Origin of the sequence: Sphingobium sp. YR768 (assembly GCF_900111125.1) — a bacterium.
GTDB lineage: Bacteria > Pseudomonadota > Alphaproteobacteria > Sphingomonadales > Sphingomonadaceae > Sphingobium.
This window is the reverse complement of record NZ_FOGE01000003.1, coordinates 407,098-432,515: the sequence shown is the minus strand read 5'-3', so window position 1 is coordinate 432,515 and position 25,418 is coordinate 407,098. Positions and strand designations below refer to the sequence as shown.

29 protein-coding genes and 1 other RNA gene are annotated in these 25,418 nt (G+C 63.1%); 22 read left to right on the top strand and 8 right to left on the bottom strand.

From position 1 onward, the window contains the following. The first annotated feature begins 72 nt into the window (after positions 1-72). From BMX92_RS06785 to BMX92_RS06745, 9 genes are all read left to right on the top strand, one after another. The gene (locus BMX92_RS06785; RefSeq protein WP_093013803.1) at positions 73-438 is read left to right on the top strand and encodes a response regulator; all 366 of its coding nucleotides are present in this window, start codon (positions 73-75) and stop codon (positions 436-438) included. Positions 439-508: 70 nt separating this feature from the next. Beyond that, positions 509-1,585 carry a chemotaxis protein CheB gene (locus tag BMX92_RS06780; protein ID WP_093014033.1) on the top strand — a complete coding sequence of 359 codons (1,077 nt, stop codon included), beginning with the start codon at positions 509-511 and terminating at the stop codon, positions 1,583-1,585. Then, positions 1,585-2,460 carry a CheR family methyltransferase gene (locus BMX92_RS06775; protein ID WP_093013800.1) on the top strand — a complete coding sequence of 292 codons (876 nt, stop codon included), beginning with the start codon at positions 1,585-1,587 and terminating at the stop codon, positions 2,458-2,460. Before BMX92_RS06780 ends, BMX92_RS06775 begins: the two co-directional genes overlap by 1 nt. A gap of 153 nt (positions 2,461-2,613) precedes the next feature. After that, on the top strand, positions 2,614-3,312 hold the full coding sequence (locus BMX92_RS06770; RefSeq protein ID WP_093013797.1) for an N-acetylmuramoyl-L-alanine amidase: 699 nt from the start codon (positions 2,614-2,616) through the stop codon (positions 3,310-3,312). 30 nt (positions 3,313-3,342) lie between these two features. Next, positions 3,343-3,745: RNase P RNA component class A (rnpB, locus tag BMX92_RS06765), an RNA gene on the top strand. A 63-nt stretch (positions 3,746-3,808) separates the two neighbouring features. Continuing rightward, a complete protein-coding gene (locus BMX92_RS06760; protein ID WP_093013794.1) occupies positions 3,809-4,357 on the top strand; it encodes a J domain-containing protein in 549 nt (182 codons plus the stop codon). After that, entirely contained in the window at positions 4,330-4,665 is a 336-nt protein-coding gene (locus BMX92_RS06755) for a hypothetical protein (protein ID WP_093013791.1), read from the top strand. Before BMX92_RS06760 ends, BMX92_RS06755 begins: the two co-directional genes overlap by 28 nt. A 34-nt stretch (positions 4,666-4,699) precedes the next feature. Further along, complete coding sequence (locus BMX92_RS06750) at positions 4,700-5,011, top strand: hypothetical protein (protein ID WP_093013788.1); 312 nt, start codon at positions 4,700-4,702, stop codon at positions 5,009-5,011. Continuing rightward, on the top strand, positions 5,008-6,543 hold the full coding sequence (locus BMX92_RS06745; protein WP_305728177.1) for a methyl-accepting chemotaxis protein: 1,536 nt from the start codon (positions 5,008-5,010) through the stop codon (positions 6,541-6,543). The genes BMX92_RS06750 and BMX92_RS06745 overlap by 4 nt, the downstream gene beginning before the upstream one ends. Before the next feature lie 3 nt (positions 6,544-6,546). On the opposite strand, the gene BMX92_RS06740 is transcribed toward BMX92_RS06745, so the two are convergent. Next, positions 6,547-6,981 (bottom strand): hemerythrin domain-containing protein, encoded by a 435-nt coding sequence (locus BMX92_RS06740; RefSeq protein WP_093013782.1) that lies wholly within the window; start codon positions 6,979-6,981, stop codon positions 6,547-6,549. 106 nt (positions 6,982-7,087) lie between these two features. After that, the gene (locus tag BMX92_RS06735) at positions 7,088-7,702 is read right to left on the bottom strand and encodes a superoxide dismutase (RefSeq protein ID WP_093013779.1); all 615 of its coding nucleotides are present in this window, start codon (positions 7,700-7,702) and stop codon (positions 7,088-7,090) included. Positions 7,703-8,111: 409 nt separating this feature from the next. Between BMX92_RS06735 and rnk the strand changes: the two genes are divergently transcribed. Beyond that, positions 8,112-8,525 (top strand): nucleoside diphosphate kinase regulator, encoded by a 414-nt coding sequence (gene rnk, locus BMX92_RS06730; RefSeq protein ID WP_093013776.1) that lies wholly within the window; start codon positions 8,112-8,114, stop codon positions 8,523-8,525. Positions 8,526-8,531: 6 nt separating this feature from the next. On the opposite strand, the gene ispZ is transcribed toward rnk, so the two are convergent. The 4 genes from ispZ to dapF all read right to left on the bottom strand — a co-directional run bounded on the left by ispZ (position 8,532) and on the right by dapF (position 12,269). Next, positions 8,532-9,179 (bottom strand): septation protein IspZ, encoded by a 648-nt coding sequence (gene ispZ, locus BMX92_RS06725; protein ID WP_093013773.1) that lies wholly within the window; start codon positions 9,177-9,179, stop codon positions 8,532-8,534. Positions 9,180-9,284: 105 nt separating this feature from the next. Then, positions 9,285-10,223: a signal recognition particle-docking protein FtsY gene (ftsY, locus tag BMX92_RS06720; protein WP_093013770.1), complete on the bottom strand. Its 939-nt coding sequence runs from the start codon at positions 10,221-10,223 to the stop codon at positions 9,285-9,287. Beyond that, the gene (gene mtaB, locus BMX92_RS06715; RefSeq protein ID WP_093013767.1) at positions 10,220-11,464 is read right to left on the bottom strand and encodes a tRNA (N(6)-L-threonylcarbamoyladenosine(37)-C(2))-methylthiotransferase MtaB; all 1,245 of its coding nucleotides are present in this window, start codon (positions 11,462-11,464) and stop codon (positions 10,220-10,222) included. The genes ftsY and mtaB overlap by 4 nt, the downstream gene beginning before the upstream one ends. A gap of 4 nt (positions 11,465-11,468) precedes the next feature. After that, on the bottom strand, positions 11,469-12,269 hold the full coding sequence (dapF, locus tag BMX92_RS06710) for a diaminopimelate epimerase (protein WP_093013764.1): 801 nt from the start codon (positions 12,267-12,269) through the stop codon (positions 11,469-11,471). Between the two features lie 209 nt (positions 12,270-12,478). Between dapF and BMX92_RS06705 the strand changes: the two genes are divergently transcribed. Next, positions 12,479-12,775 (top strand): HigA family addiction module antitoxin, encoded by a 297-nt coding sequence (locus BMX92_RS06705; RefSeq protein ID WP_093013761.1) that lies wholly within the window; start codon positions 12,479-12,481, stop codon positions 12,773-12,775. 171 nt (positions 12,776-12,946) lie between these two features. On the opposite strand, the gene BMX92_RS06700 is transcribed toward BMX92_RS06705, so the two are convergent. Together BMX92_RS06700 and BMX92_RS06695 are read right to left on the bottom strand one after the other, a co-directional pair. Further along, complete coding sequence (locus BMX92_RS06700) at positions 12,947-13,567, bottom strand: TonB family protein (RefSeq protein ID WP_177184953.1); 621 nt, start codon at positions 13,565-13,567, stop codon at positions 12,947-12,949. A gap of 10 nt (positions 13,568-13,577) precedes the next feature. Further along, complete coding sequence (locus BMX92_RS06695) at positions 13,578-14,972, bottom strand: amino acid permease (RefSeq protein ID WP_093013755.1); 1,395 nt, start codon at positions 14,970-14,972, stop codon at positions 13,578-13,580. Between the two features lie 519 nt (positions 14,973-15,491). Between BMX92_RS06695 and ffh the strand changes: the two genes are divergently transcribed. From ffh to BMX92_RS06640, 11 genes are all read left to right on the top strand, one after another. Beyond that, positions 15,492-16,976: a signal recognition particle protein gene (ffh, locus tag BMX92_RS06690; RefSeq protein ID WP_177184952.1), complete on the top strand. Its 1,485-nt coding sequence runs from the start codon at positions 15,492-15,494 to the stop codon at positions 16,974-16,976. A gap of 119 nt (positions 16,977-17,095) precedes the next feature. Then, entirely contained in the window at positions 17,096-17,533 is a 438-nt protein-coding gene (rpsP, locus tag BMX92_RS06685; protein WP_093013752.1) for a 30S ribosomal protein S16, read from the top strand. 5 nt (positions 17,534-17,538) lie between these two features. Next, positions 17,539-18,033, top strand: coding sequence for a ribosome maturation factor RimM (rimM, locus tag BMX92_RS06680; protein ID WP_093013749.1), 495 nt, complete (start codon positions 17,539-17,541; stop codon positions 18,031-18,033). 32 nt (positions 18,034-18,065) lie between these two features. Then, entirely contained in the window at positions 18,066-18,338 is a 273-nt protein-coding gene (locus BMX92_RS06675) for an AbrB/MazE/SpoVT family DNA-binding domain-containing protein (protein WP_093013746.1), read from the top strand. Then, positions 18,335-18,733, top strand: coding sequence for a type II toxin-antitoxin system VapC family toxin (locus tag BMX92_RS06670; RefSeq protein WP_093013743.1), 399 nt, complete (start codon positions 18,335-18,337; stop codon positions 18,731-18,733). The genes BMX92_RS06675 and BMX92_RS06670 overlap by 4 nt, the downstream gene beginning before the upstream one ends. Further along, positions 18,730-20,232, top strand: coding sequence for a serine hydrolase domain-containing protein (locus tag BMX92_RS06665; RefSeq protein ID WP_093013740.1), 1,503 nt, complete (start codon positions 18,730-18,732; stop codon positions 20,230-20,232). The genes BMX92_RS06670 and BMX92_RS06665 overlap by 4 nt, the downstream gene beginning before the upstream one ends. 95 nt (positions 20,233-20,327) lie before the next feature. Further along, complete coding sequence (locus BMX92_RS06660) at positions 20,328-20,612, top strand: hypothetical protein (RefSeq protein ID WP_093013737.1); 285 nt, start codon at positions 20,328-20,330, stop codon at positions 20,610-20,612. Continuing rightward, a complete protein-coding gene (trmD, locus tag BMX92_RS06655) occupies positions 20,609-21,346 on the top strand; it encodes a tRNA (guanosine(37)-N1)-methyltransferase TrmD (protein ID WP_093013734.1) in 738 nt (245 codons plus the stop codon). Before BMX92_RS06660 ends, trmD begins: the two co-directional genes overlap by 4 nt. A 6-nt stretch (positions 21,347-21,352) precedes the next feature. Beyond that, a complete protein-coding gene (rplS, locus tag BMX92_RS06650) occupies positions 21,353-21,718 on the top strand; it encodes a 50S ribosomal protein L19 (RefSeq protein WP_093013731.1) in 366 nt (121 codons plus the stop codon). 358 nt (positions 21,719-22,076) lie between these two features. Next, positions 22,077-24,752: a TonB-dependent receptor plug domain-containing protein gene (locus BMX92_RS06645; RefSeq protein WP_093013728.1), complete on the top strand. Its 2,676-nt coding sequence runs from the start codon at positions 22,077-22,079 to the stop codon at positions 24,750-24,752. A gap of 71 nt (positions 24,753-24,823) precedes the next feature. Beyond that, positions 24,824-25,342, top strand: coding sequence for a GNAT family N-acetyltransferase (locus tag BMX92_RS06640; protein ID WP_093013725.1), 519 nt, complete (start codon positions 24,824-24,826; stop codon positions 25,340-25,342). Positions 25,343-25,418: the final 76 nt, after the last annotated feature.

Here is a 25,418-nt window from a genome sequence, read left to right as displayed (position 1 = left end):
CCCGTTTACCAAATCCTTGCTTTTGTCGCCTATGGCCGATGCAATGGGCCGCAATACCTCAAGGGACGCTACATGAAAAACTGCCTGGTTGTCGACGATAGCAAGGTCATCCGCAAGGTGGCGCGACATATACTCGAATCGCTGGACCTGACGGTCAGCGAAGCGGTGGATGGGCAGGATGCGCTGACGCAGTGCGAAGCCTCCGCGCCCGACGTGGTGCTGCTGGATTGGAACATGCCCGTGATGAGCGGCATGGAGTTTCTTCAGGCGCTGTCGACCGCCCGGATGGCGGCGCGACCGAAGATCATTTTCTGCACCACCGAAAATGGCATCAGCCATATCAAGGCAGCGGTCGAAGCCGGGGCTGACGAATATGTCATGAAGCCGTTCGATCGGGAGACATTGGAAAGCAAACTGACGATCGTGGGGGTGATCTGACGCCCTTGTCTCGCCGCTGCATGAGGCCGTCCGGCCCTTTCCCTTCGTTTCCGCGCAGAAAGTCTTCATGATGACTGCCATCATGCCGATTACGACCAGTGACAGGAGCGATGCCAGCCGTGTCCGCACGCTGGTCGTCGACGATTCGGTTGTCGTCCGCACCGTGATCGAACGTATCCTCAATGCCGATCCGGCCTATCGCGTCGTCCACAAGACGAACAGCGCCGAACATGCGCTTGGCTATCTGGCGGATCATGCGGTGGATCTGGTGCTGCTGGACATCGAATTGCCGGGACAGAGCGGGCTTGCCGCCCTGCCACAAATCCTGCGCACCAATCCGTCGGTCAAGGTCGCGATCCTGTCCGGCAAGTGCGAGGAGGGCAGCGCTGCTGCGGTCGAGGCTCTGGCACTAGGCGCCAGCGATATCGTGTCGAAGCCGGGCAGCGGCAGCTTTGGCGAGCAATTTCCGCAGGCATTGATCGAGCGGCTGAACCGACTGTTCGGTGATCGCCCGGTGGCCTTTTCCCGGACGCCTACGCCTGTCGCTGCCGTGCCGGCCGACGCGCCGCTGGGGTGCCTTGGCATTGGCGCCTCGACCGGGGGCATTCATGCTCTGGGTCAGTTATTCCAGGGGCTGGCCGCGCCGCTGGGCGTGCCGGTGCTGCTGACCCAGCATCTGCCTGTCAGCTTCACCGGCTACTTCGCCCAGCAATTGTCGCGCATGACCAGCCTGCGCGTGAAGGTGGCCGAAACGGGCGACCTGCTGATGCCCGACACCGTCTATGTCGCGCCGGGGGACGCCAATCTCCAGATAAGGCGGGGCCTGCATGGGCGGGTCAACATCATCCTGAACCCGGAACGAACCCCGGCAGGCAATTTGCCCGGCGTCGATCCGATGTTCGCCAGCATGGCCGAAGTCTATGGCGCGGGGGCGGCGGGCGTCGTCCTGACCGGCATGGGCCGGGACGGCACGGCTGGCGCGCGGGATATCGTTGCGGCGGGCGGCTGGATCGTCGCGCAGGACGAAGCGAGCAGCGTGGTCTGGGGCATGCCCGGATCGGTGGCGGGTGCGGGACTGACCTGCGCGATCATGGAGCCGCAGACGATCATGACCTTCGTGGCCCGGCGCGGGCGGGTGGCCGCCTGATGGCGCCGCTTCCCGACGGCGTCGCATGGCGGGGGGCCGCGCGCATCCTGTCGGGCCTGCTGGAGGCGCGCACGGGGCAGATATTGTCGGAAGGCCGGGCCTGGCGCATGGAAACCGCGCTGCGGCCGGTCATTCGCACCCATAACCTGCGCGACATGGATGACCTGGCGGCGCAGGTGGTCGGCAAGCGCAATGCTGCGCTGGAAGAGGATGTTGTCAACGCGCTGCTCAACAATGAGAGCAGCTTTTTCCGCGACCTCCAGGTCTTCGACATGGTCCATCGCCAGATATTGCCGCATATCCAGCAGGAGCGATCCGACCGGACGTTGCGGATCTGGAGCGCGGGCTGTTCGACTGGCCAGGAAGCCTATTCGCTGGCGATCCGCATGCGCAATGACGCGGCCCGCTGGCAGGGGTGGCGGATCGAGATACTGGCGACGGACATTTCCACCGCCGCAATCGATCAGGCGCGGTCGGGTGTCTTTTCGCAGATGGACGTGCAGCGCGGGCTGTCGGTCGGCGATCTGCTGAAATGGTTCGAACCCCATGGAGAGGATTGGCGGGCCAGCGCCGAACTGCGCCGGATGATCGATTTCCGCCGCGACAATCTGTTCGATCCGCGGGCGCCTTCAGGCGAATATGATCTGCTGCTGTGCCGCAATGTCCTGCTCTACTTCACGCCGGAGCGGCGTCAGGCGGTGCTGCACCTGCTGGCGCGACATAGCCATGCGAACAGCGTGCTGTTGCTGGGGGCGGGCGAAACGGTGATTGGGCAGGGGGATGATTTCGTGCCCCATGCCGAATTTCGCGGCGGCTATGCCTGCAAGGTTTTGCAGCCCGATTGCGCCGGCGGGGCCATGCGGCGGGTCTGCTGAATTCGTTCCCTGTCGTCCATCTGTTTGTCGGTCGTTAACCCAGCTTGATTGCTGCGCTTCTCGCTGCCATTGTCGGCTCCAGACCGCCGGTAACAAGAAGGTGGGTCGGAAGGGCGCGATGACCGAACAGCTGGAAGTGACTGGCCTTTCCCGATGACCGACATCCCCATGATCGAAACGCCGTCCCCCAATTTCGACGAGCGCCGCCTGCCCATCACGATGCTGGTGCTGCATTATACCGGGATGCCTGATGCGCAGAGCGCGATCGACTGGCTGGCCAATCCGGAATCGAAGGTGTCTGCCCATTATGTCGTGACCGAAGACGGGCAGATCGTCCGCATGGTCGATGAAGGCAAGCGGGCATGGCATGCGGGGCGATCCCACTGGCGCGGCATGGACGACATCAATTCCGCCAGCATCGGCATAGAGATCGTCAATCCCGGCCATGAATGGGGCTATCGTCCCTTTCCCGAAGCGCAGATGGGGTCGCTGATCCCGCTGGTGCATGACATCATCCAGCGGCACCGGATTACACGGGGCAATATTGTCGGCCACAGCGACATCGCGCCCGCCCGCAAGCAGGATCCGGGCGAGCTTTTCCCATGGGGGCAACTGGCGCGCTTGCGGCTGGCGCTGCCGCGTCCGACCAAGAATCTGATGGACCCGCACTGGACCGATGGCGGCTTCATGCTGGCGCTGGAGCGCTTCGGCTATGACATTGCCGAGCCGCAGCCGGCCGTCGTCGCCTTTCAGCGCCGCTTCCGTCCCGAACTGATCGACGGGGTGATTGACGGCGAATGTCGCGCCATCCTGCTCGCTTTGCTGCTGCCCAAGCCCAGAGGGGATGACTAACGCGCCGAATCGGTCTAAGGGCGCGTTTCGCCAGAGGGCCGGGCGGCCGCGGCGTGGCGGGTAACTTCCACGGCGAGGAAAGTCCGGGCTCCACGAAATGACGGTGCCGGTTAACGACCGGCTGGAGTGATCCAAGGGACAGTGCAACAGAAAGCAGGTCGCCCAGGGCTTCGGCCCTAAGACTTCGGTCGGGTGAAATTGAAAGGGTGCGGTAAGAGCGCACCGCGTCTGCGGCAACGCAAGGCGGCACGGTAAACCCCACCGGGAGCAAGACCGAATAGGGGCGGCGCGCAATCGCAAGGTTGCTAGGTCTGTTTCGACTGAGATCGCCCGGGTTGGTTGCTTGAGGAACGGAGCAATCCGTTCCCTAGAGGAATGGTCGCCTATCCCTGAAAGGGGTGGACAGAACCCGGCTTACAGGCCCTCTGGCGAATTTTCCGACATGCTGCGGTGCAGTGGGGTGGCGTTTTCGCGCCCGAAACCCTATTCTGGTCGGATGGCAAGACAGAGCCGATCCAATGACTGGGGATTTCCCCGCTGGCGTGCCTATGGTGCATCGCGTGAGGCGCAGCAGGTGCGTCTGTGCGACCGCCATGGGTGCGACAAGCCGGGCGACTGCCCCGCGCCCAAATCGCCCAACAGCCGCGAACGCTGGTATTTTTGTAGCGACCATGCGGGCGAATATAACCGCAACTGGGACTATTTTCAGGGGCTGGACCGCGAAGAGCGGGAGCAGCGCGAACATGCCGAGCGACGGGACGCCGGTGGTTTCCAGTCCAGCGCTTATCATGGCTGGGGCGGTCCGGGTGACGGCAGCCGGTCCCGTGACGAAATGCATGCGCTTCAGGCCCTGGAACTGGAGGATGATGCCGATTTCGAGGCGGTGAAGAAGAGCTGGCGCCGCCTTGCCAAGGAATATCATCCCGATGTGAAGCCGGGCGATGCGGACGCAGCCGTGCGTTTCCAGACGATCCAGGCGGCCTATGAGGTGTTGCGCACGGCGGAAGAGCGGCGGACATGGAAGCCGCGAGGCGCCACAGATTGAAGGACCATGTCCGGACCAACTGGCGCAATGTGGTTCTGATATGCCGCAAATGCTCAAAGAAGCTGGATGGGGGCTTTGGTCCGGATGGCGATGAGCGGCTGGCCAAGGCGTTGCGCAAGCATCTGTCGCTCAAGAAGGGCCGCAAGGCGGACGCCGGGATCGTCGAGGTCAATTGTCTGGGCGTCTGCCCGCGCGGCGCGGTGACGGTGGTCGATGGCGCGGACAGCAAGGAATGGCTGCTGGTGCGTCCCGGTGCCGATCTGGATGAGCTGGCGCAGGCGCTGCACCTCAATCAGTTCGATCCTTAATTCTATCCTTACCAATGCTTCTTAAACGGGCGCAATGACTTATCGTGCGTCCTCCTGGCGAAGCCTGCCCCTTGTCGGACAATGTGCGCTGATCGTGTTCGGTCTGGCGTTTCTCTATGCCGCGCCGCCGACGCAGGGGCGTATTCTGCTGGTGCCGATGACGGATCAGGCGCGCGCTTCGCTCGCCCCGGTGGCGATCGCGCATGGGGCGCGGCTGGTGTCGGCCGGACCGTGGAAAGGATCATTGCTGGTGGATGGGGAGAGGGCTGCCCTCGCTCGTCCGCTGTTGCAGCGCGGCATTTTGCTGCTTTCGGCGCAGGCCGGTGGCTGTGCGGGGCTGGCATGATGAACGCGGCGAAAAGTCTGGACCGGTTGCGGTTGCAGGGACTGCAAATCCTGCTGTGCGCCAACTGGCTGTGGACGATGACATTGGGGATTGGCGGACTGTCGCTGGGCGTCGCCCATGTCGGGCGCGCCTTCATGCTGTCCGCGCTGATCAACATATTGCCGACGATACAAGTTCTCTATCATCGCCGTGATCTGGACGTGCGGCTGGCGATGGGCATGCTGGCTGCGGCCCAACCGGCGATAGGCCTCTATCTTCTGTCCGACCATCATTTGCAGATGGACGGGCATATGTTCTTCTTCGTGGCGCTGGCAGGGCTGGCGCTGCTTTATGACTGGCGACCGATCCTGTTGGGCGCCGGGCTGACGGCGCTTCACCATCTGCTGCTGAATTTCGTGGCGCCGGGCTGGGTCTTTCCGGACAGTGCGAATGTTGGGCGAGTGGCGATTCATGGCGTGGCGGTGGTCGCGGAAGCGGCTGTCCTTTGCTACCTGACTTATCAGCTACGCACGTTGCTGCTGGCGCTTGATGACCATGTCACCCAGTCGGGTCGACTGGCGGAGCAGGCCGAACAGGGGCGGACCGCAGCAGAGACGGCAATGACGGCCAGTCGGGATGCCGATGCCCGTGCGGCTCAGCTACGCCAGCAACAGGATGCCGAAAGGGCGCGCATGGCGGCGGAGCGGCAGGCCGCGACTCTGGCGCTGGCGCGCGATTTCCGCCAGTCGATGGCCGAGATCGTCGGTGCGGTCGGGGCTGCGAGCCGGGAGCTGGACGATTCCGCGCGGGAACTCAATCAACTGGCGCAGCGAGCCAGCGTCGGGACCGAGGAAACGGTCGCCATTGCCGGGCAATCATCCGCGAATGCGACCATGCTGGCGCAGCGGATCGAGCAATTGTCCGAATCCATTTCCGCTATCGCCGCCGCCGCCCATCAGCAGGCGACGCTGGGCGGAGAGGCGCAGCGCATGTCGACTACGGGCCATCAGGCGATGCGGGACATGGAAGGGCGCACGACGTCGATCACCGGCTTTGCCGATTCGATTACCCAGATCGCCGCACGGACCAACCTGCTGGCGCTCAACGCCACGATCGAGGCTGCGCGAGCAGGAGAGGTTGGACGCGGCTTTGCCGTGGTTGCGGGGGAAGTGAAGCAACTGGCGGGACAGGCGGCCAATGCGACCGGAGAAATTCAGGCTTTGGCTTCGTCAGCGCAGCAGGGGGCAGGGGTGGCGCAGAATGCGCTGTCGGACGTCGCAAGTGCTGTCCAGCAGCTTGCCGAGGCAGCCGATGCGATCCAGAGCGCGGTTGCCGATCAGCGGGATGCAACCGCGGCTATCGGTCAGTCGGCGCGGGATACGGCACGCGATGCCGCCGTCATGACGCGACAGATGGAAGATGTGGCGGATGTCGCGCGGGACAATGAGACCCTGTCCAGTCGCGTGTCCAGTGCGGCGTCGGGCCTGTCGCGCACGGCACAGGAATTGCAACGCGCCGCCGACCTGTTCGTCGCGCAACTGGAAGCGGCCTGAGAGTCAGGCGGATCGGCTGATGCGCCGGGCGTCGGGTTTGAGTTGTTCGGCAAGGGGGTAGAGCGTGTCTTCCTCCCGGTCGATCCGGTTGCGCAGGGCGCTGAGCACGCGATCCGTATCCCCGCAGAAACTGGCCCATTCGCGGGCGATGCGATCGTCGCTCCAGCTTGTCATATAGAGGGAGAAGCGCTCCGCCAGCATGCCTGTTTCCAGTTGCAATGTGGTGGTGGCGGCCCGGACGTCCGCATCGATGGCCTGAAGCAGGCCGGGATAGAGGATGCGATCCTCAAGGGCCAGATGGGTCATCAGCAGGCGCGCAAGTTGCCAGCGCACAGCGCCCACGCTTTCGGGACGATCCTGTCTGGCGGTCAGATCGGCGAGCCGTTCGGCCGTTCGCCCGATTTCCGCATGTTGCCGTCGCAGTTCGCCAATGTCCATCGCCTGGCTCTCCGTCCTGTCGGAGCGGCGATGATGCGGCGTGCGGCTTAAGAAAGTCTTTATGAGAAGGGCGGACGGGCCGGTCCTATGCCGGCCCGTCGCTCTGTCAGGCCGGCTGGTCGGCGCGGCTGGCGCCTTCGCCGTCCAGGTTCAGGGCAGCGAAGTCCCAGTTGATCGCTTCCTTCAGCAGCTTTTCGGCATAGGCCGGGCGCAGGTTGCGATAGTCGATATAGTAAGCATGTTCCCACACATCGAGGATCAGCAGCGGGGCGTGACCGTCATGCGCGACGGGGGTGTCGGCGTCATGATAGCTGGTCACTTCCAGCTTGCCGTCCTTCAGGATCAGCGCGGCCCAGCCGCTGGCGAAGTGGCCGACGGCCTCTGCCTTGAGCTTTTCGATCAGCGCGTCCACCGAACCGAAGGCTTCTTCGATCTTGGCGAGCAGTTCGCCGGTCGGGGCGGTCTTCACCGGCGACAGCGAGTTCCAGTAGAAGGTGTGGTTCCAGATCTGGCCGACCTGGTTGAACAGGCCGCCCTTGGACGACTTGATCAGTTCCACCAGCGACTTGCCCTGAAGGCTTTCGTCGGCGGCGACCAGCTCATTGGCCTTCACGACATAGGCATTGTGATGCTTGCCATGGTGGAAGTCGAAGGTTTCGACCGACAGGATGTCGCCAAAGGCGTCCTTGGCGTAGGGAAGATCGGGCAGAACAAAGGCCATGGCGGAACTCCTCGGGTTCGTTATGGGGCGGCCGTGCGCAAGGCTGGCGCGGCCGGTTGAGTCTATGGTCCATGCGGGGCGTGGACGCCTCCGTCGCTTCCCATATGCGCACCCAACGCCCAAGAAAACAGATATGTGCCTATTGCGAAACGATCGCAGAAAATCGTATCAAAAGCTAACCTAAAGCGGGATGTCGGTGGGGTTGCTTGACAGCCTCTCCTTCCTCGAACAGGATTGATGCATGCAGGATGGTGCAGCCTTTCCGCGCTTCCGTCATCACGGGGGCCAGCTTCTCGCGGGCAATTCGCCCCGGACCTGACAGGCGCTCCGCCGGCAGGGTCCGGGGCAGCTTCGTTGACGTCAGAAGGCCCGCATCATGGGCCATGCCTCTCTATCAGGAAGCCTTTCCATGACCCTGCATCACAAGTGGGCGGCCGTTCCGCCCATCCATCTCGTCGAATCAGAAGCCGATATAATTTCCGATCTGGCCTGGGCGGCGCGCGATCGCTTTCCCGATATATGCCAATTGCTGCTGGAAGAGGTCGGCCGCGCCAGCCTGTACGCGCCGGAGGCATTGCCGGATGATGTCGTCACCATTGGATCGGACGTCACCTATCGCGATACCAAGGACGGCGTCGCGCGGCGCGTGCGGCTGGTCTATCCCAGCCATGCCGATGTTGCGCTGGGCCATATTTCGATTTTGACCCCGATCGGCGCGGCATTGATCGGGATGCGGGTGGGGGCGTCGATTCTCTGGCCGGATCGCAACGGGCATCTGCGCGACATCATCATTGATGCGGTCGTGCAGGCCCCCGCGACCTGACCATTCCTAACCCTGCGGCGGGGTGGTTTCGCCCACCTCGTCGCTGTCGAGGCCATCGTCCAGCGTCAGGCCATGGCGCATCAGCATCGGGATATTGGCGCCGGCGAAGATGACGGACACGATCGTCACGCCCCAGACCTTGACCGCCAGCCAGGTGTCGAAACTCATCGACCGGCGCATCGCTTCATTGGCGATCGCCATGCCGACGAAGAAGAGCGCCCAGTTGCGTGACAATTTCATCCAGCCTTCATGGGTCAGGCCATCATAGGCCGCCTGAAGCAGATATTGCAGCAGCGGCTTGCCACGTAGCAGTCCAGCGAACAGCATCAGCGCGAAGAAGGCGTAGATGATCGTCGGCTTGATCTGGATGAAGCTCTGATCATGGAAATAGATGGTCAGGCCGCCGAAGAAGAGGATCAGCAGCGCCGAAAGCCAGAGCATCGGCGAAACGCGGCCCAGCTTCACCTTGGAGATGATGACGGCGATCACGATCGCGGCCATGAAGGCGGCGGTGCCAAAGGTCATGGCGGTGATCGGATTGCCCGATCCCCAGATCCAGCCAGCGCCTTTATAGGTCAGGAAGAAAATCAGCAGCGGCCCGAAATCGAGCGCCAGGCTGAGCGTGCCGTTATGGGAATTTTTCTTTTCAGCCATTTGCTTCTTCCGTTCGTCCTGAGCTTGTCGAAGGACGCGAGTAGGTCAAGCGGTGCGCGCGTGCTTCGACAGGCTCAGCACGAACGGGTGTGGAATGTTCAGCGATCACCGCGCATAAGCTGTCCCCGCGATGGCGCGGGCCATGTCGCCCGGATCGAAGGGGCGCAGATCCTCGATCTTCTCGCCCACGCCGATGGCATGGATGGGCAGGCGGAACTTTTCCGCCGCCGCAACCAGCACGCCGCCGCGCGCCGTACCGTCCAGCTTGGTCATGACGAGGCCCGTGACCTGCGCGGTTTCCTTGAAGACTTCGATCTGGTTCAATGCATTCTGTCCCGTGGTGGCATCCAGAACCAGCACAACGTCATGCGGGGCGGCCGGGTTCAATCGGCCCAGCACCCGGCGCACCTTGGCCAGTTCGTCCATCAGTTCGGTCTTGTTCTGGAGGCGGCCGGCGGTGTCGACGATCAGCACGTCGATGCCGGTTTGCGTCGCCTGTTTGACCGCGTCGAACACGATGCCGGCCGCGTCGCCGCCTTCCTTGCCCGCGACGATGGGGATGCCCAGCCGTTCGGCCCAGACCTTGAGCTGGCCGATGGCCGCCGCGCGGAACGTGTCGCCCGCCGCCAGCATCACGCCATAATCCTGTTCCAGGAAATTATTGGCCAGCTTGGCGATGGTGGTGGTCTTGCCGGAGCCGTTGACGCCGATCACCAGGATCACCTGCGGGCGCGGGAAGGCTTCGATCTCCAGCGGGCGGGCCACCGGGGCCAGCGTCTTCTCGATCTCCTCCGCGATGATCTCGCGCAGATAGTCCTCGGTCAGTTCCTTGTTGAAACGCCCCTCGGCCAGCCGATCGCGCACGCGCGCGGCCATGGCGGGGCCAAGGTCGGACATGATCAGCGCTTCCTCAATCTCGTCGAGGGTCTGTGCGTCGAGCGCGGCCTTGGTGAAAAGGCCGGTGAGATTGTCGCCGAGCTTGTCGGACGTGCGCTTCAATCCGCCGAAGAGGCGGTCGCGCCAGCTGGTGCCGGTATCAGTCATTGCGGAGCCTCTTGCGCGATAAGGGCGCCATTCTCAAGCGCCGTGATGGTGGCGCGGACGATGGAGGAGGGGGCTTGTGCCGATGCGAAGCGCACCGGGGCGAAATTTTCGGCGTGGCCGGTCATGCCGCTGCGTTCGACCAGCACGGATTGGCTGGTGCCGATCAGACTGCGCAGCCAGCCGTCGCGGCGGATGGCGCAGGCGTCACGCAGGCGGGCGGCGCGGGCCTTGACCGTGGCGCGATCGACTTGTGGCATGCGCGCGGCGGGCGTGCCGGTGCGCGGCGAATAAGGGAAGATATGGCCGTGGACGATGTCGCATTCGTCGATCAGGGCGAGGCTGCCCGCAAACATGGCGTCGTCTTCGGTCGGGAAGCCGGCGATGATGTCGGCGCCGATGCTGATGTCGGGGCGGGCGGCCTTCACGCGCTGCACGATGGCAATGGCGTCGGCGCGGCCATGGCGGCGCTTCATGCGCTTGAGGATCATGTCGTCGCCCGCCTGCAACGACAGGTGCAGATGCGGCATCATGCGTGGTTCGTGGGCGATCAGGTCGAACAGGCGCTCATCGATTTCCACGCTGTCGATGGAGGACAGGCGCAGCCGGGGGAGGTCGGGCACGCCCTTCAGGATGCGTTCGATCAGCAGGCCGAGCGACGGGCTGCCGGGGAGGTCGGGACCGTAGCTGGTGACGTCCACGCCGGTCAGCACGATTTCCTTATAGCCCGCGTCGACCAGTTCTTTCGCCTTGTCGATCACGGCACCCGCCGGAACGGAGCGGCTGTTCCCCCGGCCATAGGGGATGATGCAGAAGGTGCAGCGATGATCGCAGCCATTTTGCACCTCCAGGAAGGCGCGGGCATGGTCGGCGAAGGCGGAGGCCATGTGCGGCGCGGTGTCGCGCACGGCCATGATGTCGGAGACACGGACCTTCTCCGCCACGGGTGCGAAGGCGCTCGCCTCCATCTTCTCCCGATTGCCGATCACGCCGTCCACCTCCGCCATGGCGGCGAAGGTCTGGGGTTCGGTCTGGGCGGCGCAGCCGGTGACGAAGATGCGGGCGTCGGGTCGTTCCCGCCTGACGCGGCGGATCGCCTGACGGGTCTGGCGCACGGCTTCGGCGGTCACGGCGCAGCTATTGACGACGATCAGGTCGTCCTGCCCCGCCGCCATGTCGCGGATCGCCTCGCTCTCGGCGATATTCAGGCGACAGCCCATGGTGATGATGTCGGGGCCGGCCATAGGCTCAGAAACGCGACCAGTCGGCCTCGCCGTCGAAGACATGGGTGGCGGGGCCGGTCATCTGGATGGTGGCGCCGGGCGCCCATGCGATGACGAGGTCGCCGCCGGGCAGGCTGACGGTGACGGGGCCGGTCATCAGCTTGCGGCGGATGGCGGCGACGGCGGTGGCGCAGGCGCCCGTGCCGCAGGCGCGGGTGAGGCCAGCGCCGCGTTCCCAGACCACAAGGCGGATATGATTGTCGCCAACGACCTGCGCGAAGTTCACGTTCACGCGGGCAGGGAAGAGCGGATCATGCTCGATCAGCGGGCCGAGATGGTCGAAGTTCACACCGTCCAGATCGTCCACGAAGAAGATCACATGCGGGTTGCCGACATTGACGGCGGCGGGGGCAGGCAGGTCTTCCCAACTGGCGCCCATGGTCAGCGTGTCCATGGGGTAGGCCAGCGGGATCGCGTCCCAGTCGAAGCGGGGCGCGCCCATGTCGACGCTGGCGCCGCCATCGACGGACTTGGCGTCAAGCAGGCCCGCCTTGGTGCGGATCAGCACGTCGCGGCCGACGAACAGGGGGACGCAGCGGGTCGCGTTGCCGCAGGCTTCCACTTCGCTGCCGTCGGCATTGAAGATCTGCATCGATACGTCCGCGTCGTCGCTTTGCCCGATCAGGATCAACTGGTCGCAGCCGATCCCGGCATGGCGATCGGCAATGGCGCGGGCGCGCGCCTCCGTCATGTCGATCGCGCTTTCCCGCGCGTCGATCACGACGAAGTCGTTGCCCAGACCATGCATCTTCGAAAAACGTCCCATCGGCGGCCATGTAATGGGGGTGGAGGGAAAAGGCCAGTGGTGGCGCGTTCCCTTATATCCCGTTCGGCCTGAGCTTGTCGAAGGCCTGCCTTTCTGCTTTCCTCGCTCTATGCGGTTCTGGACCTATATGCTTCTCAGCCTGCTTGTCCGGAACAAGGAAAAGGGCAGGGCTTCGACAGGCTCAGCCCGAACGGATTAAGGAATGGATCATGGCGCTTAAGATGCACGCATCGCTGGCGGTTCATCCGGGCGACTGGCTGAGGACGGAGATTGTCGAGGCGCATGGTCTGAAACTGGGCGATCTGGCCGATCATCTGGGCGTTACCCGGCAGACGGTAAGCCGTCTGTTCAATCAGCGACAGGACCTGACGGCGGAGATGGCGATCCGTTTCGAAAAGCTGTTCGGCATCGATGCCGAAACATTGATGCGGATGCAGACGCGCCATGATCTGGCTATGGCGCGTCTGCATGCGGATGAACTGGCGGTCAAACCGCTGGCTGCCTGACCTATTTTGCCGCTGTTCGGAAAACGACAGTCCAGCTTCTCAAAGCCGTAACCGGCTTTCCATGCTCGTCCAGCGCGGGATCGGCAACGAGCGCCTTGGCCTGAGTGCAGGCAACCGCTTCGAATTTTGCGGAGGCGGGGTCGGGAGGGGAGGGAAAACGCAAGTCTTGGGTTATTGCGATGCCCTGAACGTCACGCGCAAGCTGCGCACCATCGTTACAGGCATGCCTGCGGCATCCATGGGAACAGTGTCATATGCGGCTTTGGCCTGCGCACAGGCGACCTCCACCAATTTGACGGAGGACTGGCTCTTTTGAGGCGGCTCGCAGATCAGGATATGTCCGGCTGGATCAATCTTCACAGCTATCGAGACGGTTTCTTCTTTGATTCCACCGGGCAGCTTCATGACATCGACGTTAATGTCGGCGGGCCAAGCCGGATAGCTGCGACGCGAGCCGCTTTGGCCGCCAGGAAGAATCCAGGTCATTCGACCGACATATAGCCCCTGAACCGGCGCGCCGGTTTCATCTCTGGCAGGCCTTAACCGTGGCCGGGCGACCATAATGGTGCAGGCTTGTGTGTCGAGTTCAGGAACGCCGCTGCTTTGTACGACGGAACATTTGTCAATTTTCCCCTGTGCCGAAACAAACAGCGCAAAGGTGACGGTCCCGTCTTCGCGCCGTTGCTGCGGGCCTTTGGGATAGTCGGAATCGCTAAACCATGTTGCAGGCAAGTTGGTGGGCGTCGCCAGCGTGAGCGCTTGCGCCAGAATGGTGCCGAGAATTGCGTTCATATATCCCCCTTCAGGCGACGCTCGCCCGTCTCTGCCCATAGAGGAAGTACACGGCCAGCCCAATCGCATTCCAGATGGCGCAGGCGATGATGGTCTTCATCGGCAGGCTGAGGAAGAGATAGGCGCAGCCGGCGACCGCGCCGATGCCCACGACCCATGCGGCGGGCGTGCGGAAGGGGCGTTTCAGGTCCGGCGCGCGCTTGCGCAGGACGAGGAGGCAGAGGCCGACGGCGGTGAAGGCGATCAGCGTGCCGGCATTGGCCAGTGCGGCGATTTCGTCGATCGGCAGGACGCCGGCGATGATCGATACCAGTATCGCCGTGACGACAGTGATGCGGGCGGGGGTGCCGCGCTTCGAGATTTTGGCGAGGCTCTGCGGCAGGAAGCCGTCGCGCGCCATCACCAGAAAGATGCGGCTCTGGCCGTAGAGGAAGCCGAGCAGCACGGTCGGCAGGGCGATCACGGCGGCGATGGCGACGATGCGGGCGATGCTGCCCTGACCCATTTCCCGCAGGATCAGCGCCAGCGGCTCCGGACTATCGGCAAAGCGGGTGAAGGGCAAGGCGCCGATCGCGGCGGCGGCGACGAGGACGTAGATGATCGTGCAGACGATCAGCGATCCGACGATGCCGATGGCCAGGTCGCGATCCGGGTTCTTGGCTTCTTCTGCGGCCGTTGAAATGGCGTCGAAGCCGTAAAAGGCGAAGAAGATGATCGCGGCGGCGGCCATCACACCGCGTTCCACCCCGTCCGGCCCCATATGTTTGGCAAAGCCGAAGGGCATGAAGGGTTCGAGATTCTGCGCGTCGAAGGCGGGCAGGGCGTAGGCGACGAACAGGCTGAGCGTCACGATCTTGATGAGGACGAGGATGGTGTTGAGGCGGGCGCTTTCGCGCGTGCCGAACATCAGCAGGCCCGCGACCACCGCGATGATGAAGATGGCGGGCAGGTTGATGAAACCGCCCAGTTCCGGCCCTTGGGTCAGGGCGCTTGGAAAGCCCAAAGGTGTCAGTAGCGGCGCGGCATAGCCCGACCAGCCGACCGCCACGGTCGATACGACCAGACTATATTCCAGGATCAGCGACCATCCCACGATCCAGGCGATGCCTTCGCCCAGCACGACATAGGAGTAGCTGTAGGCGCTGCCCGCCGCCGGCATCATGGTGGAGAGTTCGGCATAGGCGAGTGCGGCGCAGGCGCAGATGGCGCCGGCAATGGCGAAGGAGAGCAGGACGGCGGGGCCGGCCCGGTCGGCGCCGACGCCGATCAGCGTCAGGATGCCGGTGCCCACGATCGCGCCGACGCCCAGCGCCAGCAGGTGCGGCCATGACAGGGTGCGCGCCATCTGATGGCCCGCGTCCTTCGGCGTCATCGCCTCCATCGGCTTGCGGCGTGTCCAACTCATGATTGTAGGCTCCCCTCTGTCTTTGCCTTAGCTTCGCATATTTCCCGCAAAAAGCGAAATAAAGTTACACTGCGTTGATCCTATCGGAAAGTGAAAGGAGGTGGCTGGTCCATGCCTTTCGGGGGGAGAGCAGCCTGCTTCAGATATCGTCCGTTCGCCCTGAGCCTGTCGAAGGATGTTGTGCGCGTCGTTGACCTTCGGTCGCCTGCGGCCCGACAGGCTCGGGACGAACGGAGGTTGGTAACGTGCAATGCTGTAGCAGGGAGTGGTGATGTAGGAGAGGGAGGCTTCAGTTGCCCGGTCATTATGGCCCGTCCATGCGCCCGCTTGCACTTCCTGCCTCTTTCCCGTAAAGGCGCGCCTGCAATCGGTCGGTCTCCGTCCGATACCCTGACGACTCCAGGATGCCCAAGAGGGGTATCGGATGGACGCTGGCCGGCGAGGTTTCGCCCGCCGGCGATTTTGTCGTTTGATGGGTAGGCAAGATTTTCCGGGCCTTTCGGCCCAAATGAGGTGGTGATGTTCGATTCGCTAAGCGATCGTCTCGGTGGGGTATTCGACAAGCTGCGTGGGCGCGGTGCGCTTACGGAGGACGATGTCCGCGCCGCGATGCGCGAGGTGCGAATCGCACTTCTCGAAGCCGACGTGGCGCTGCCGGTCGTGCGCCAGTTCGTGGATCAGGCCACCGAGAAGGCCGTGGGCAGTGATGTGCTGCGCTCGGTCACGCCCGGCCAGATGGTCGTCAAGATCGTTTCCGACACGCTGACCGAGACGCTGGGCTCCGAAACCAGCGACCTGATGATCGACGTCACCCCGCCCGCCGTCATCATGATGGTCGGTCTTCAGGGGTCGGGCAAGACGACCAGCACCGCGAAGATCGCCAAGCGGCTGAAGGAAAAAGAGCGCAAGAAGGTGCTGATGGCGTCGCTCGACGTCCAGCGCCCGGCCGCGCAGGAACAGCTGGCGGTGCTGGGTACGCAGACCGATGTCGCGACCCTGCCGATCATCGCGGGCCAGCAGCCGGTCGACATCGCCAAGCGCGCGTTGCAGGCGGCGAAGCTTCAGGGCTTCGACGTGGTGATGCTCGACACCGCCGGTCGTCTGCACGTCGATCAGGCGCTGATGGACGAGATGAAGGCGGTCGCCGACGTCGCAAATCCGGCGGAAATCCTGCTGGTGGTCGACTCGCTGACCGGCCAGGACGCCGTGAATGTGGCGACCAGCTTCACGGCGCAGGTGCCGCTGACCGGCGTCGTGCTGACCCGTATGGACGGCGATGCGCGCGGTGGTGCGGCGCTGTCGATGCGCGCCGTCACGGGCCGTCCGATCAAATTTGCGGGCACTGGCGAAAAGCTGGACGCGATCGAGCCTTTCCATCCGGCGCGTGTGGCGCAGCGCATTTTGGGCATGGGCGACGTCGTGTCGCTGGTCGAGCGTGCCGCCGAGACGATCGACGCGGAAGAGGCCGACAAGCTGGCCAAGAAGATGGCCAAGGGTCAGTTCGATATGAACGACCTGCGCAGCCAGTTGAACCAGATGCGGCGCATGGGTGGTCTGGGCGCGCTGGCGGGCATGCTGCCGGGCCTGAAGAAAGCGCAGGCGGCGATGGCCAATAGCGGCGCGAACGACAAGACGCTGCTCCATCTGGACGCGATGATCGGATCGATGACGCCCAAGGAGCGGGAAAAGCCCGCTTTGATCAACGCCAAGCGCAAGATCCGCATCGCCAAGGGCGCCGGCCGCACCGTGCAGGACGTCAACCGTCTCCTGAAAATGCATCAGGAAATGGAAACGGCGATGAAGAAGATCCGCAAGATGGGCGGCCTGAAAGGGCTGGCCAAGATGTTCACCGGTGGCGGTGGAATGGGCGGTCTGGGTGGCCTTGGCGGTCCTGACGGTGGCGCGGGTGGTCCGCCCGACCTGTCGGGGCTGGGCGGCCTTGGCGGACTGGGCGGCAATATGCCCAAGCTGCCGCCCGGCTTTCAGAATTTCATGAAGAAGTGAAGTAACCCGTCATCCCAGCGAAAGCTGGGGCTTCGCTTCCCGCCAAAGGGAAGAGAGGCGCCAGCTATCGCTGGGATGACGACCCCAAACAAAGCAGTTAGTTAGAAAGGTCTATTTCCATGGCAACCTCCATCCGTCTGTCGCGCGGCGGCTCCAAGAAGCGCCCCTATTACCGCATCGTCGTGGCCGATAGCCGCGCCCCGCGTGACGGCAAGTTCATCGAACGCATCGGCAGCTACAACCCCGTCCTGCCCAAGGGCGACGAAAAGCGCGTCGTGCTCGACACCGAGCGTGCGAAGCACTGGGTCGAAGCCGGCGCGCAGCCGACCGACCGCGTTGCCCGCTTCCTGGACGCCGCCGGCGTGAAGGAGCGCAAGGTGCGCAACAACCCGAACAAGGCTGAGCCGGGCCAGAAGGCCAAGGATCGCGCCGAAGATCGCGCTGCCAAGGCTGCCGAAGCCGCTGAAGCTGCCGAAGCCGCCAAGGCTGCTGCCGCCGAGGCCGCCGCTGCCCCGGCCGCTGAAGAAGCGCCTGCTGAAGAATCGGCTGAAGGCTGAGCATCTTGACCGACAAGCCCGTCACTCTCGCCGTCATCATCGGCGCGCATGGCGTGGCGGGCGAAGTCCGTCTGAAGCTCTTTGGCGAAGGGGTGGAAAGCCTCAAAAGCTACAAGGGCTTCGATGTGGCGGGGCGCATGCTGACGTTGAAGTCGCTGCGCCCCGGCTCCAATGGCGCGGTCGCCCGTTTCGCCGAGATTGGCGACCGGAGCGCGGCCGAGGCCATGCGCGGCACGGAACTGACCGTGCCCCGTTCCGCCCTGCCCGAACTGGGCGAGGGCGAATATTATCATGCCGACCTGATCGGCCTGTCCTGCACCTCCAGCACCGGCGAAGCGCTGGGTGAGATCGTCGCGGTCGAGAATTTCGGCGCGGGCGATATTATCGAGGTTCAGCGGCCCTCCGTAGGCGACAAGCCCGGCAAGCGCTTCATGGCGCCCATGCATGTCGTGACGCTGAGCGAGGACGGGGCCGTGATTGACGCGGCGTTCGCGGAATAGTATATACGCTCCGTATATACGGAGTCTGCGCCATGGGCGAAGAATATAAAGCCAAGGTCTTCAAGTCGGGCAACAGTCTGGCTTTGCGCCTGCCGCGTACATTGGGCCTGTCCGATGGGGAAGAGGTCATGGTCGTCCCGCATGATGACGGCAGTTTCTCCTTCTGGAAGCAAGATCGTTCGCGCGATATATTGATGGGGCTTTATGGCAGCATGTCTGCCGGCTTCATGGCCGATGGCCGGGGCGACATCAGCCAGGAGGGGCGTGACTGGAGCGACAATGGCGGTGCGACGGAGGCCGCATGACCGCGCCTGCCTATCTGCTCGATACCAATGTCTGCATCGACTTTCTGCTGGGACGCAGTGCGGTTCTGGCCGATCGCATGGCCGGGTCATTCGGTGCATTGACCGTTTCTGCCGTGACGGCCGGCGAATTGCGGGTGGGCAACCGATCGTCGAGCGAGCCGGGTGCAGACGGGCGACGGATCGACAGTTTCCTGTCCCTGCTGCGTGTCGCGCCTTTCGATGATGCGGCTACGCGCGTTTACGCCGAGGTTGTGCGGCAGGCAGGCGTTCGCCGAAACAGTTTCGATCGTCTGATCGGCGCCCATGCGCTTGCGCTGGCCATGGTGCTGGTGACGCGCAATCCAAAGGACTTTGTCGATATCCCCGGTTTGAAAATGGAGGACTGGACACGGTGACGCGACGCTTCTTTGCCTTGCTGCTGCTTCTGGCCGTTCTTCCCGCGACGGCCAAAGCGGCCGATGAAAAGAAGATCGCCGCCGCCATCCCCGAGATCGACAAGCTGTTTGCTGATTATCGGGTCGACAGTCATGCGCCGGGGCTGGTCTATGGCATCGTCGCCAATGGCCGCCTGATCCACGCCAAGGGGTTTGGCGTGCAGGATCTGGCGAAGAAGCGGCCGGTGACGGCTGACAGCCTGTTCCGCATCGCTTCCATGACCAAGGCGTTCACGGCGTTGTCGATCCTGAAACTGCGCGATGAAGGCAAATTGTCGCTCGACGATCTGGCTGAAACCTATGTGCCGGAAATGCGGGGATGGACCTATCCGACCAAGGATAGTCCGCATATTCGCATCCGTGATCTGCTGACCCATAGTGCGGGCTTTGTCGACGATAATCCCTGGGGCGACCGGCAGACGCCCTTGCCGCAGGAGGATTTCACGAAGATGCTGGCCGCTGGCGTGCCGTTCAGCACCGCGCCGGGCAGCCGCTATGAATATAGCAATTTCGGTTATGCGCTGCTGGGGCGGATCATCGCCAATGTTAGCGGCGCGCCCTATCGCCATTATGTGGAGTGCAGTCTGCTGGCGCCGCTGGGCATGACGTCGAGCGGTTATGCGGTCGGCGAGTGGCCGCTGGAGCGCAGGGCGCTGGGCTATCGCTGGGAAGAGGGGCGGTGGACGCCCGAACCGGACATGGCTGATGGCGCCTTTGGGGCGATGGGGGGATTGCAGACCAGCGCCAATGACTATGCGCGCTGGGTCGCCTTCCTGCTGTCGGCCTGGCCAGCGCGCGACGATGCGGATGGCGGGCCGGTGTCGCGGTCGGCGGTGCGGATGCTGGCGGAGGGGAGCAATTTCCTGACGGTCGCGGCGCGCAATGGCAAGAGCGGGGCGACGGCGTGCAAGCAGGCGGCGGCCTATGGCTTTGCGATGCGGATCGCGCAGGATTGCGATCTGGGCCTCACGCTGGCGCATGGCGGGGGCTATCCGGGCTATGGCAGCCATGTGATGCTGATGCCGGATTATGGCGTGGGCATCTTCGTCTTCACCAACCGCACCTATAATGGCGGCGCAGGGGCGGCCTGGGACGCGGCGGTGGCGTTGAAGCAGGCGGGCGCGCTGATCGCCCGGACCGTGCCGGTCACGCCGCTGCTGGCCGATGGCTATGCGGCGGCCGGGCGCATCTATGCGGCAGGCACGGTCGGCGTGGCGCGGGATCATCTGGCGATGAACTTCCTGATGGACGGCGATGTGGACAGTTGGGCGAAGAAGCTGGCGACGCTGAAGGGGGAGGTTGGTGCGTGTAAGACTGACGCGCCCGTCACGGCGACAGGCAATCTGTCCGGCAGCTTCACCTGGTCGTGCGAGAAGGGGCGGGTGGCCGGCACCATCCTGCTGGCGCCCACCACGACGGCGCAGATTCAGGAATTCAAGATCGCGATCAAGGCGCCCTGATCTGGACGCTGCGGCCCGTATCAATGATCTTTGATTTCCGCGATTTCTGATCGTCAGATGTTCCATCTGGCTGGAAATCGCTCTAAGCGCCGGTCATGCCCATCATTCCGCAAATCATGCTTGGCGCCTATCTGCTGTTCCTTGTCGCGGCAGGCTGGCGCCTGTGGACCGTGACATGGTCCATGCGGATCAAGGCTGTGACCGCGCTGGCGCTGGTCCTGCCTATGCCGTTGCTGTTCATCCTGCCGGCGATGCAGCATCGGGGCGATCCCTGGTCCGATCTGTTGCTGCAACTGGGGCTGACCCTGCTGGTTTGCGGCATCATCTGCGTGGCGGGTGGCTTTTCGGCGGCGCGACTGCGCGCGCGGCGGCGCAAATGAGCTTCACGGCGCAAATCCTGACCCTCTATCCGGAGATGTTCCCGGGGCCGCTGGGCGTGTCGCTGGCCGGGCGGGCGCTGGCAGATGGCAAATGGACCTGCGACCCGATCCATATTCGCGATTTCGCGGCTGACCGGCATCGCACCGTGGACGATACGCCCGCGGGCGGCGGCGCGGGCATGGTGCTGCGCGCGGACATATTGGCGCAGGCAGTCGACCATGCGCTGGACAAGCGGCCCGATCTGCCGGTGCTGGCGATGACGCCGCGCGGCAAGCCGATCACGCAAGGCCGCGTGCGCGAACTGGCGATGGGGCCGGGCGCGACCATCTTGTGCGGCCGGTTCGAGGGGTTTGACGAGCGAATCTTCGACGCGCGCCCGATCGAGCAGGTCAGCATGGGCGACATCATATTGTCGGGCGGGGAAATGGCGGCTTTGCTGCTGCTCGATGCTTGTGTTCGCCTGCTTCCCGGTGTAATGGGCGCGGCTTCCAGCGGAGTCGAAGAGTCCTTTGAAACGGGGCTGCTCGAATATCCGCATTATACCCGCCCGGTGGAATGGGAGGGTCGTGCGATCCCGCAAGTGTTGCGATCGGGGGATCATGCGAAGATCGCCGCCTGGCGGAAACACCAGGCGGAGGCAGATACACGGCTAAGGCGGCCGGACCTTTGGGAACGTCATATCGGCGTTCGGGACCGTTCGCCCTCTGGTGCGCAGCAAAAGACCAAGGACTGACGTTACATGAACATCATCCAGCAGATCGAGGCGGAAAGCATTGCCGCCCTCGCCAAGGATATCCCCGATTTTCGTCCCGGCGACACCCTGCGCGTCGGCGTGAAGGTCATCGAAGGCGAGCGCAGCCGCGTTCAGAACTATGAAGGCGTGTGCATCGCCCGTTCGAACAAGGGCATGGGTTCCAACTTCACCGTGCGCAAGATTTCGTTCGGCGAAGGCGTGGAGCGTGTGTTTCCGCTCTATTCGCCCAACCTCGATTCGATCACTGTCGTCCGTCGTGGCGTCGTGCGTCGTGCGAAGCTCTACTATCTGCGCGGCCGCACCGGCAAGCGCGCCCGTATTGCCGAGCGCCGCGACAACCGCGAGGGCTGATAGCAAGGGGGTTAACTGCACAAAGGTGAGCGGTTAACGACGCTTCTTGACAGTTGTAAAAAAGATACAGGCGGCGACCTCCAGGGTCGCCGCCTTTTTCGTTATGTTACAAGGATTTGACAAAGTTTGACGGTTGTCCGGCTTTGCCCCGTGCGAAAGATTTTGCGCTGCGGCAAAAAGGGCCATTTTGTTGATGGTGGATTTATGTCAGCCTTCCGTTTCCAATTGTTACAGATTGTAGTTGCGCTGAAACTTTCAGTTTCGGCTGGGGGATTTTGCAGCTCGAACAATTTAATAATAAAATAGGATGGGGATGACGAAAAAGGCCTCTGTAAAAGAGCAAAAAGGGGGCTTTTTGATGAAGTATAAGGGTCTGATTTCGCGCAGCGCCATTGCTGTTTCTCTTCTCTATACTGCACCTGTTCTTGCGCAGGATGCGCCGCCGCAGGCCGCAGCCGCCGAACCGGGCCAGACCATCATCGTGACCGGCACGCGCCGTACCGATCGCACCGTGGCGGAATCGCCCACGCCGATCGACGTCTATTCGGGCGTTGAACTGCAAAAGCAGGGCACGGCCGACATGAACCAGGTGATCCAGAACCTCGTTCCTTCCTTCTCGGTCGCGCGCTACGCCATAGGCGACGGCTCGTCCTTCGTCCGTCCCCCCAACCTGCGCGGCCTGGCGCCTGACCAGACGCTGGTCCTGATAAACGGCAAGCGGATGCACCGTTCCGCCCTGGTGCAGATCGGCGCCAACGCCCAATCGGCTGGCGCCCATTCCGCCGATCTGGCGCAGGTGCCCGCGATTGCGGTCCGTGCGGTTGAAGTGCTGCGCGACGGCGCTTCGGCGCAATATGGGTCGGACGCGATCGCCGGGGTCATCAACATGACCTTGCGCGATGATACGGACGGCATTTCGGGCTATGCCCGCTATGGCCAATATTATCGGGGCGATGGCGAAGATTATCAGCTCGCCCTGAACGGCGGCTTCAAACTGGGCGACAGCGGCTTCATCAACATCAGCGGCGAATATGTGAATGCGGGCAAGACCAGCCGTGGCGTGACGCGCGCGGGCGCCCATCTGCTGGCGCAGGAGCAGCCGACCATCGGCGTGCCCAAGCTGGCGCAGCGCTACGGCAATCCGAAGATGGAATCCTACCGCTTCTTCGTCAATGGCGGGTTCGATCTGGGTGACGACAGCAGCATCTACTTCTTCGGCAATTATGGTCACAGCTTCCAGGAGGAAAGTTTCAACTATCGCCAGTCGGTCGACACCTCCGGTGTCGATATCGAAGGCAACAGCTTCGGCAAGAACGGCATTTTCAACGATTATTTCACCGATTTCGACAATACGCGGCCGGGCATCCAGACAGGCGCTGCGGGCGGTAACGTCTATGCGCCCAACGATTATGAAGTCACGACGCGCGACTATACCAAGGTTGCGACCTGTTCCGACCCGCTGGTCCAGAACTGGAGCTGCGTCTATCCCGGCGGTTTCACGCCGATCTTTTTCGGCAAGATCGACGATATTTCCGGCACGGTCGGTTACAAGGGCAAATTGGGTTTCGGCCTGAACTACGACATTTCGGGCAGCTATGGCCAATCGACGCTGCGTTACACGATGAACGGCACGATGAACCCGTCGCTGGGTATCACGTCCCCCACCGAATTCTATCTGGGCAAGCTGGAACAGCGCGAAACGCTGGTCAACGCGGACTTCAGCTATCCTTGGGAAGTCGGTTTTGCCAGTCCCGTCACCATCGCCTTTGGCGGGCAGTATTTCCGCGAATCCTATGAACTGGGCCTGGGCGACGCGGCTTCCTATGCGATCGGACAATATACCGGCAACCTTGTCTTCCATCAGGACGGCACGCCCGTATTGAATGCGGACGGGTCGCAACTTTCGGTCACCTTGCCGGTCGGCGCCAACGGGTTCCCCGGTTACGGACCTGCCATTGCCGGCGAAAGCAGCCGCAATTCAAAGGGGCTGTATATCGACATCGAAGGGGACGTCACCGAACAGCTCTCCTTCGGTATCGCTGGCCGTTATGAGCATCTGTCCGACTTCGGCAATTCCACCACCGGTAAATTCTCGGCCCGCTATGCCGTCGTTCCCGATATCGTCGCCCTGCGCGGCACGGTGGCGACGGGCTTCCGCGCGCCGACACCGGGCCAGGTCAACAGCAGCAGCATCGCGACCGGCTTCAACCCCGGCAATCCCAACGCGATCGAATCCATGACTTTGCCGGTCACCAGCCCGGTCGCGGCTTTCCTGGGCGCGACGCCATTGAAGCCCGAAGAATCGGTCAGCTTCTCGCTCGGCACCGTGTTCACGCCAGCACCCGGTTTTACGCTGTCGATCGACTATTATAACATCAAGGTGAAGGACCGGATCGGCACGTCCGGCACCTTTGAAATCACCGACGCGCAGCGGCCCACGCTCCAGTCGCTGGGGCTGGCCAACTATGCCACCGTCAACGAAGTGCAGTTCCTGACCAATGCCTTCGACACGCGGACGCAGGGTGTCGATGTCGTCGGCAGCTATCGCTTTGCGACGGACACGATGGGCAGTTTCAACACGACGCTGGCGTTCAATTATAACAAGACCAAGGTCATCGCCCGCGATCCCGACATCGTGTCCGATGTCCGCGTCGCTCAGCTGGAAAAGACCCTGCCCAAGACCCGTGTCATCCTGACCGAGAATTGGAACAGCGGCCCCTTCTCGGTGCTCGCGCGCATGAATTGGTATGGCAAATATACCCAGACCGATGACGGCCCGGTGTCGCAGACCTTCGGCAGCGAGTTCGTGTTCGACTTTGAAACCAGCTATGAGGTGAACGACAATTTCACGTTGAGCGTGGGCGTGCAGAACCTCTTCAGCAATTATCCCGACAAATATTCCAACACCAAGGGAACGTTGGGTCCGGTCTATGGGTCCACCGGCGGTCGCTTCACGGGCGATATCTATCCCGACGTGTCGCCCTTCGGCTTCAACGGCGGCTTCTGGTATGGGAAGGTCGGCTTCAAGTTCTGATCTTTTCCTAACAAAAACACTGACGGCCGGTCCCTTGCAGGATCGGCCGTTTTCGTTGCAGGACAAATTTTATGACCCTGACCCATCGTCTTGCCACCCTGTCTGACGAAGCGGCCCTGTCCGCCGTCATGACGCTCGCCATCGACCGGCTGCAATCCAGCTATCTGAGCGACGAACAGGTGAAGGCCAGCCATGCCTTCATGGGGCTGGACAGCCGTCTGATTGCCGATGGCACCTATTTCGTCATTCAGGATGGCGATGCGATCGCCGGATGTGGCGGCTGGAGCCGGCGGGCTACGGCCTATGGCGGCAATCACAGCGCCGGGCGGGACGACCGGCTGCTCGATCCGGCGAGCGAGCCGGCGCGGGTGCGGGCGATGTATACCCATCCCGACCATGTCCGGAAGGGCGTGGGCACGCTGATCCTCTCGCTCTGCGAAGCGGCGGCGAGGGCGGAAGGCTTTGCCGCGCTCGAACTGTCGGGCACGATGGCGGGGGTGCCGCTCTACCGCAGCTTCGGGTTCGAAGGCGTGCGCGACTTTGAGGATCAGGGCGTGCCGATGCTGCTGATGCGCAAGATCATCGGATAGCGCCGCAGGCTCACAGAAATCTCGGCGTCCTCTGCGCCTCTGCGCGCAAATCCGGTTCGCGCAGAGGCGCAGAGGA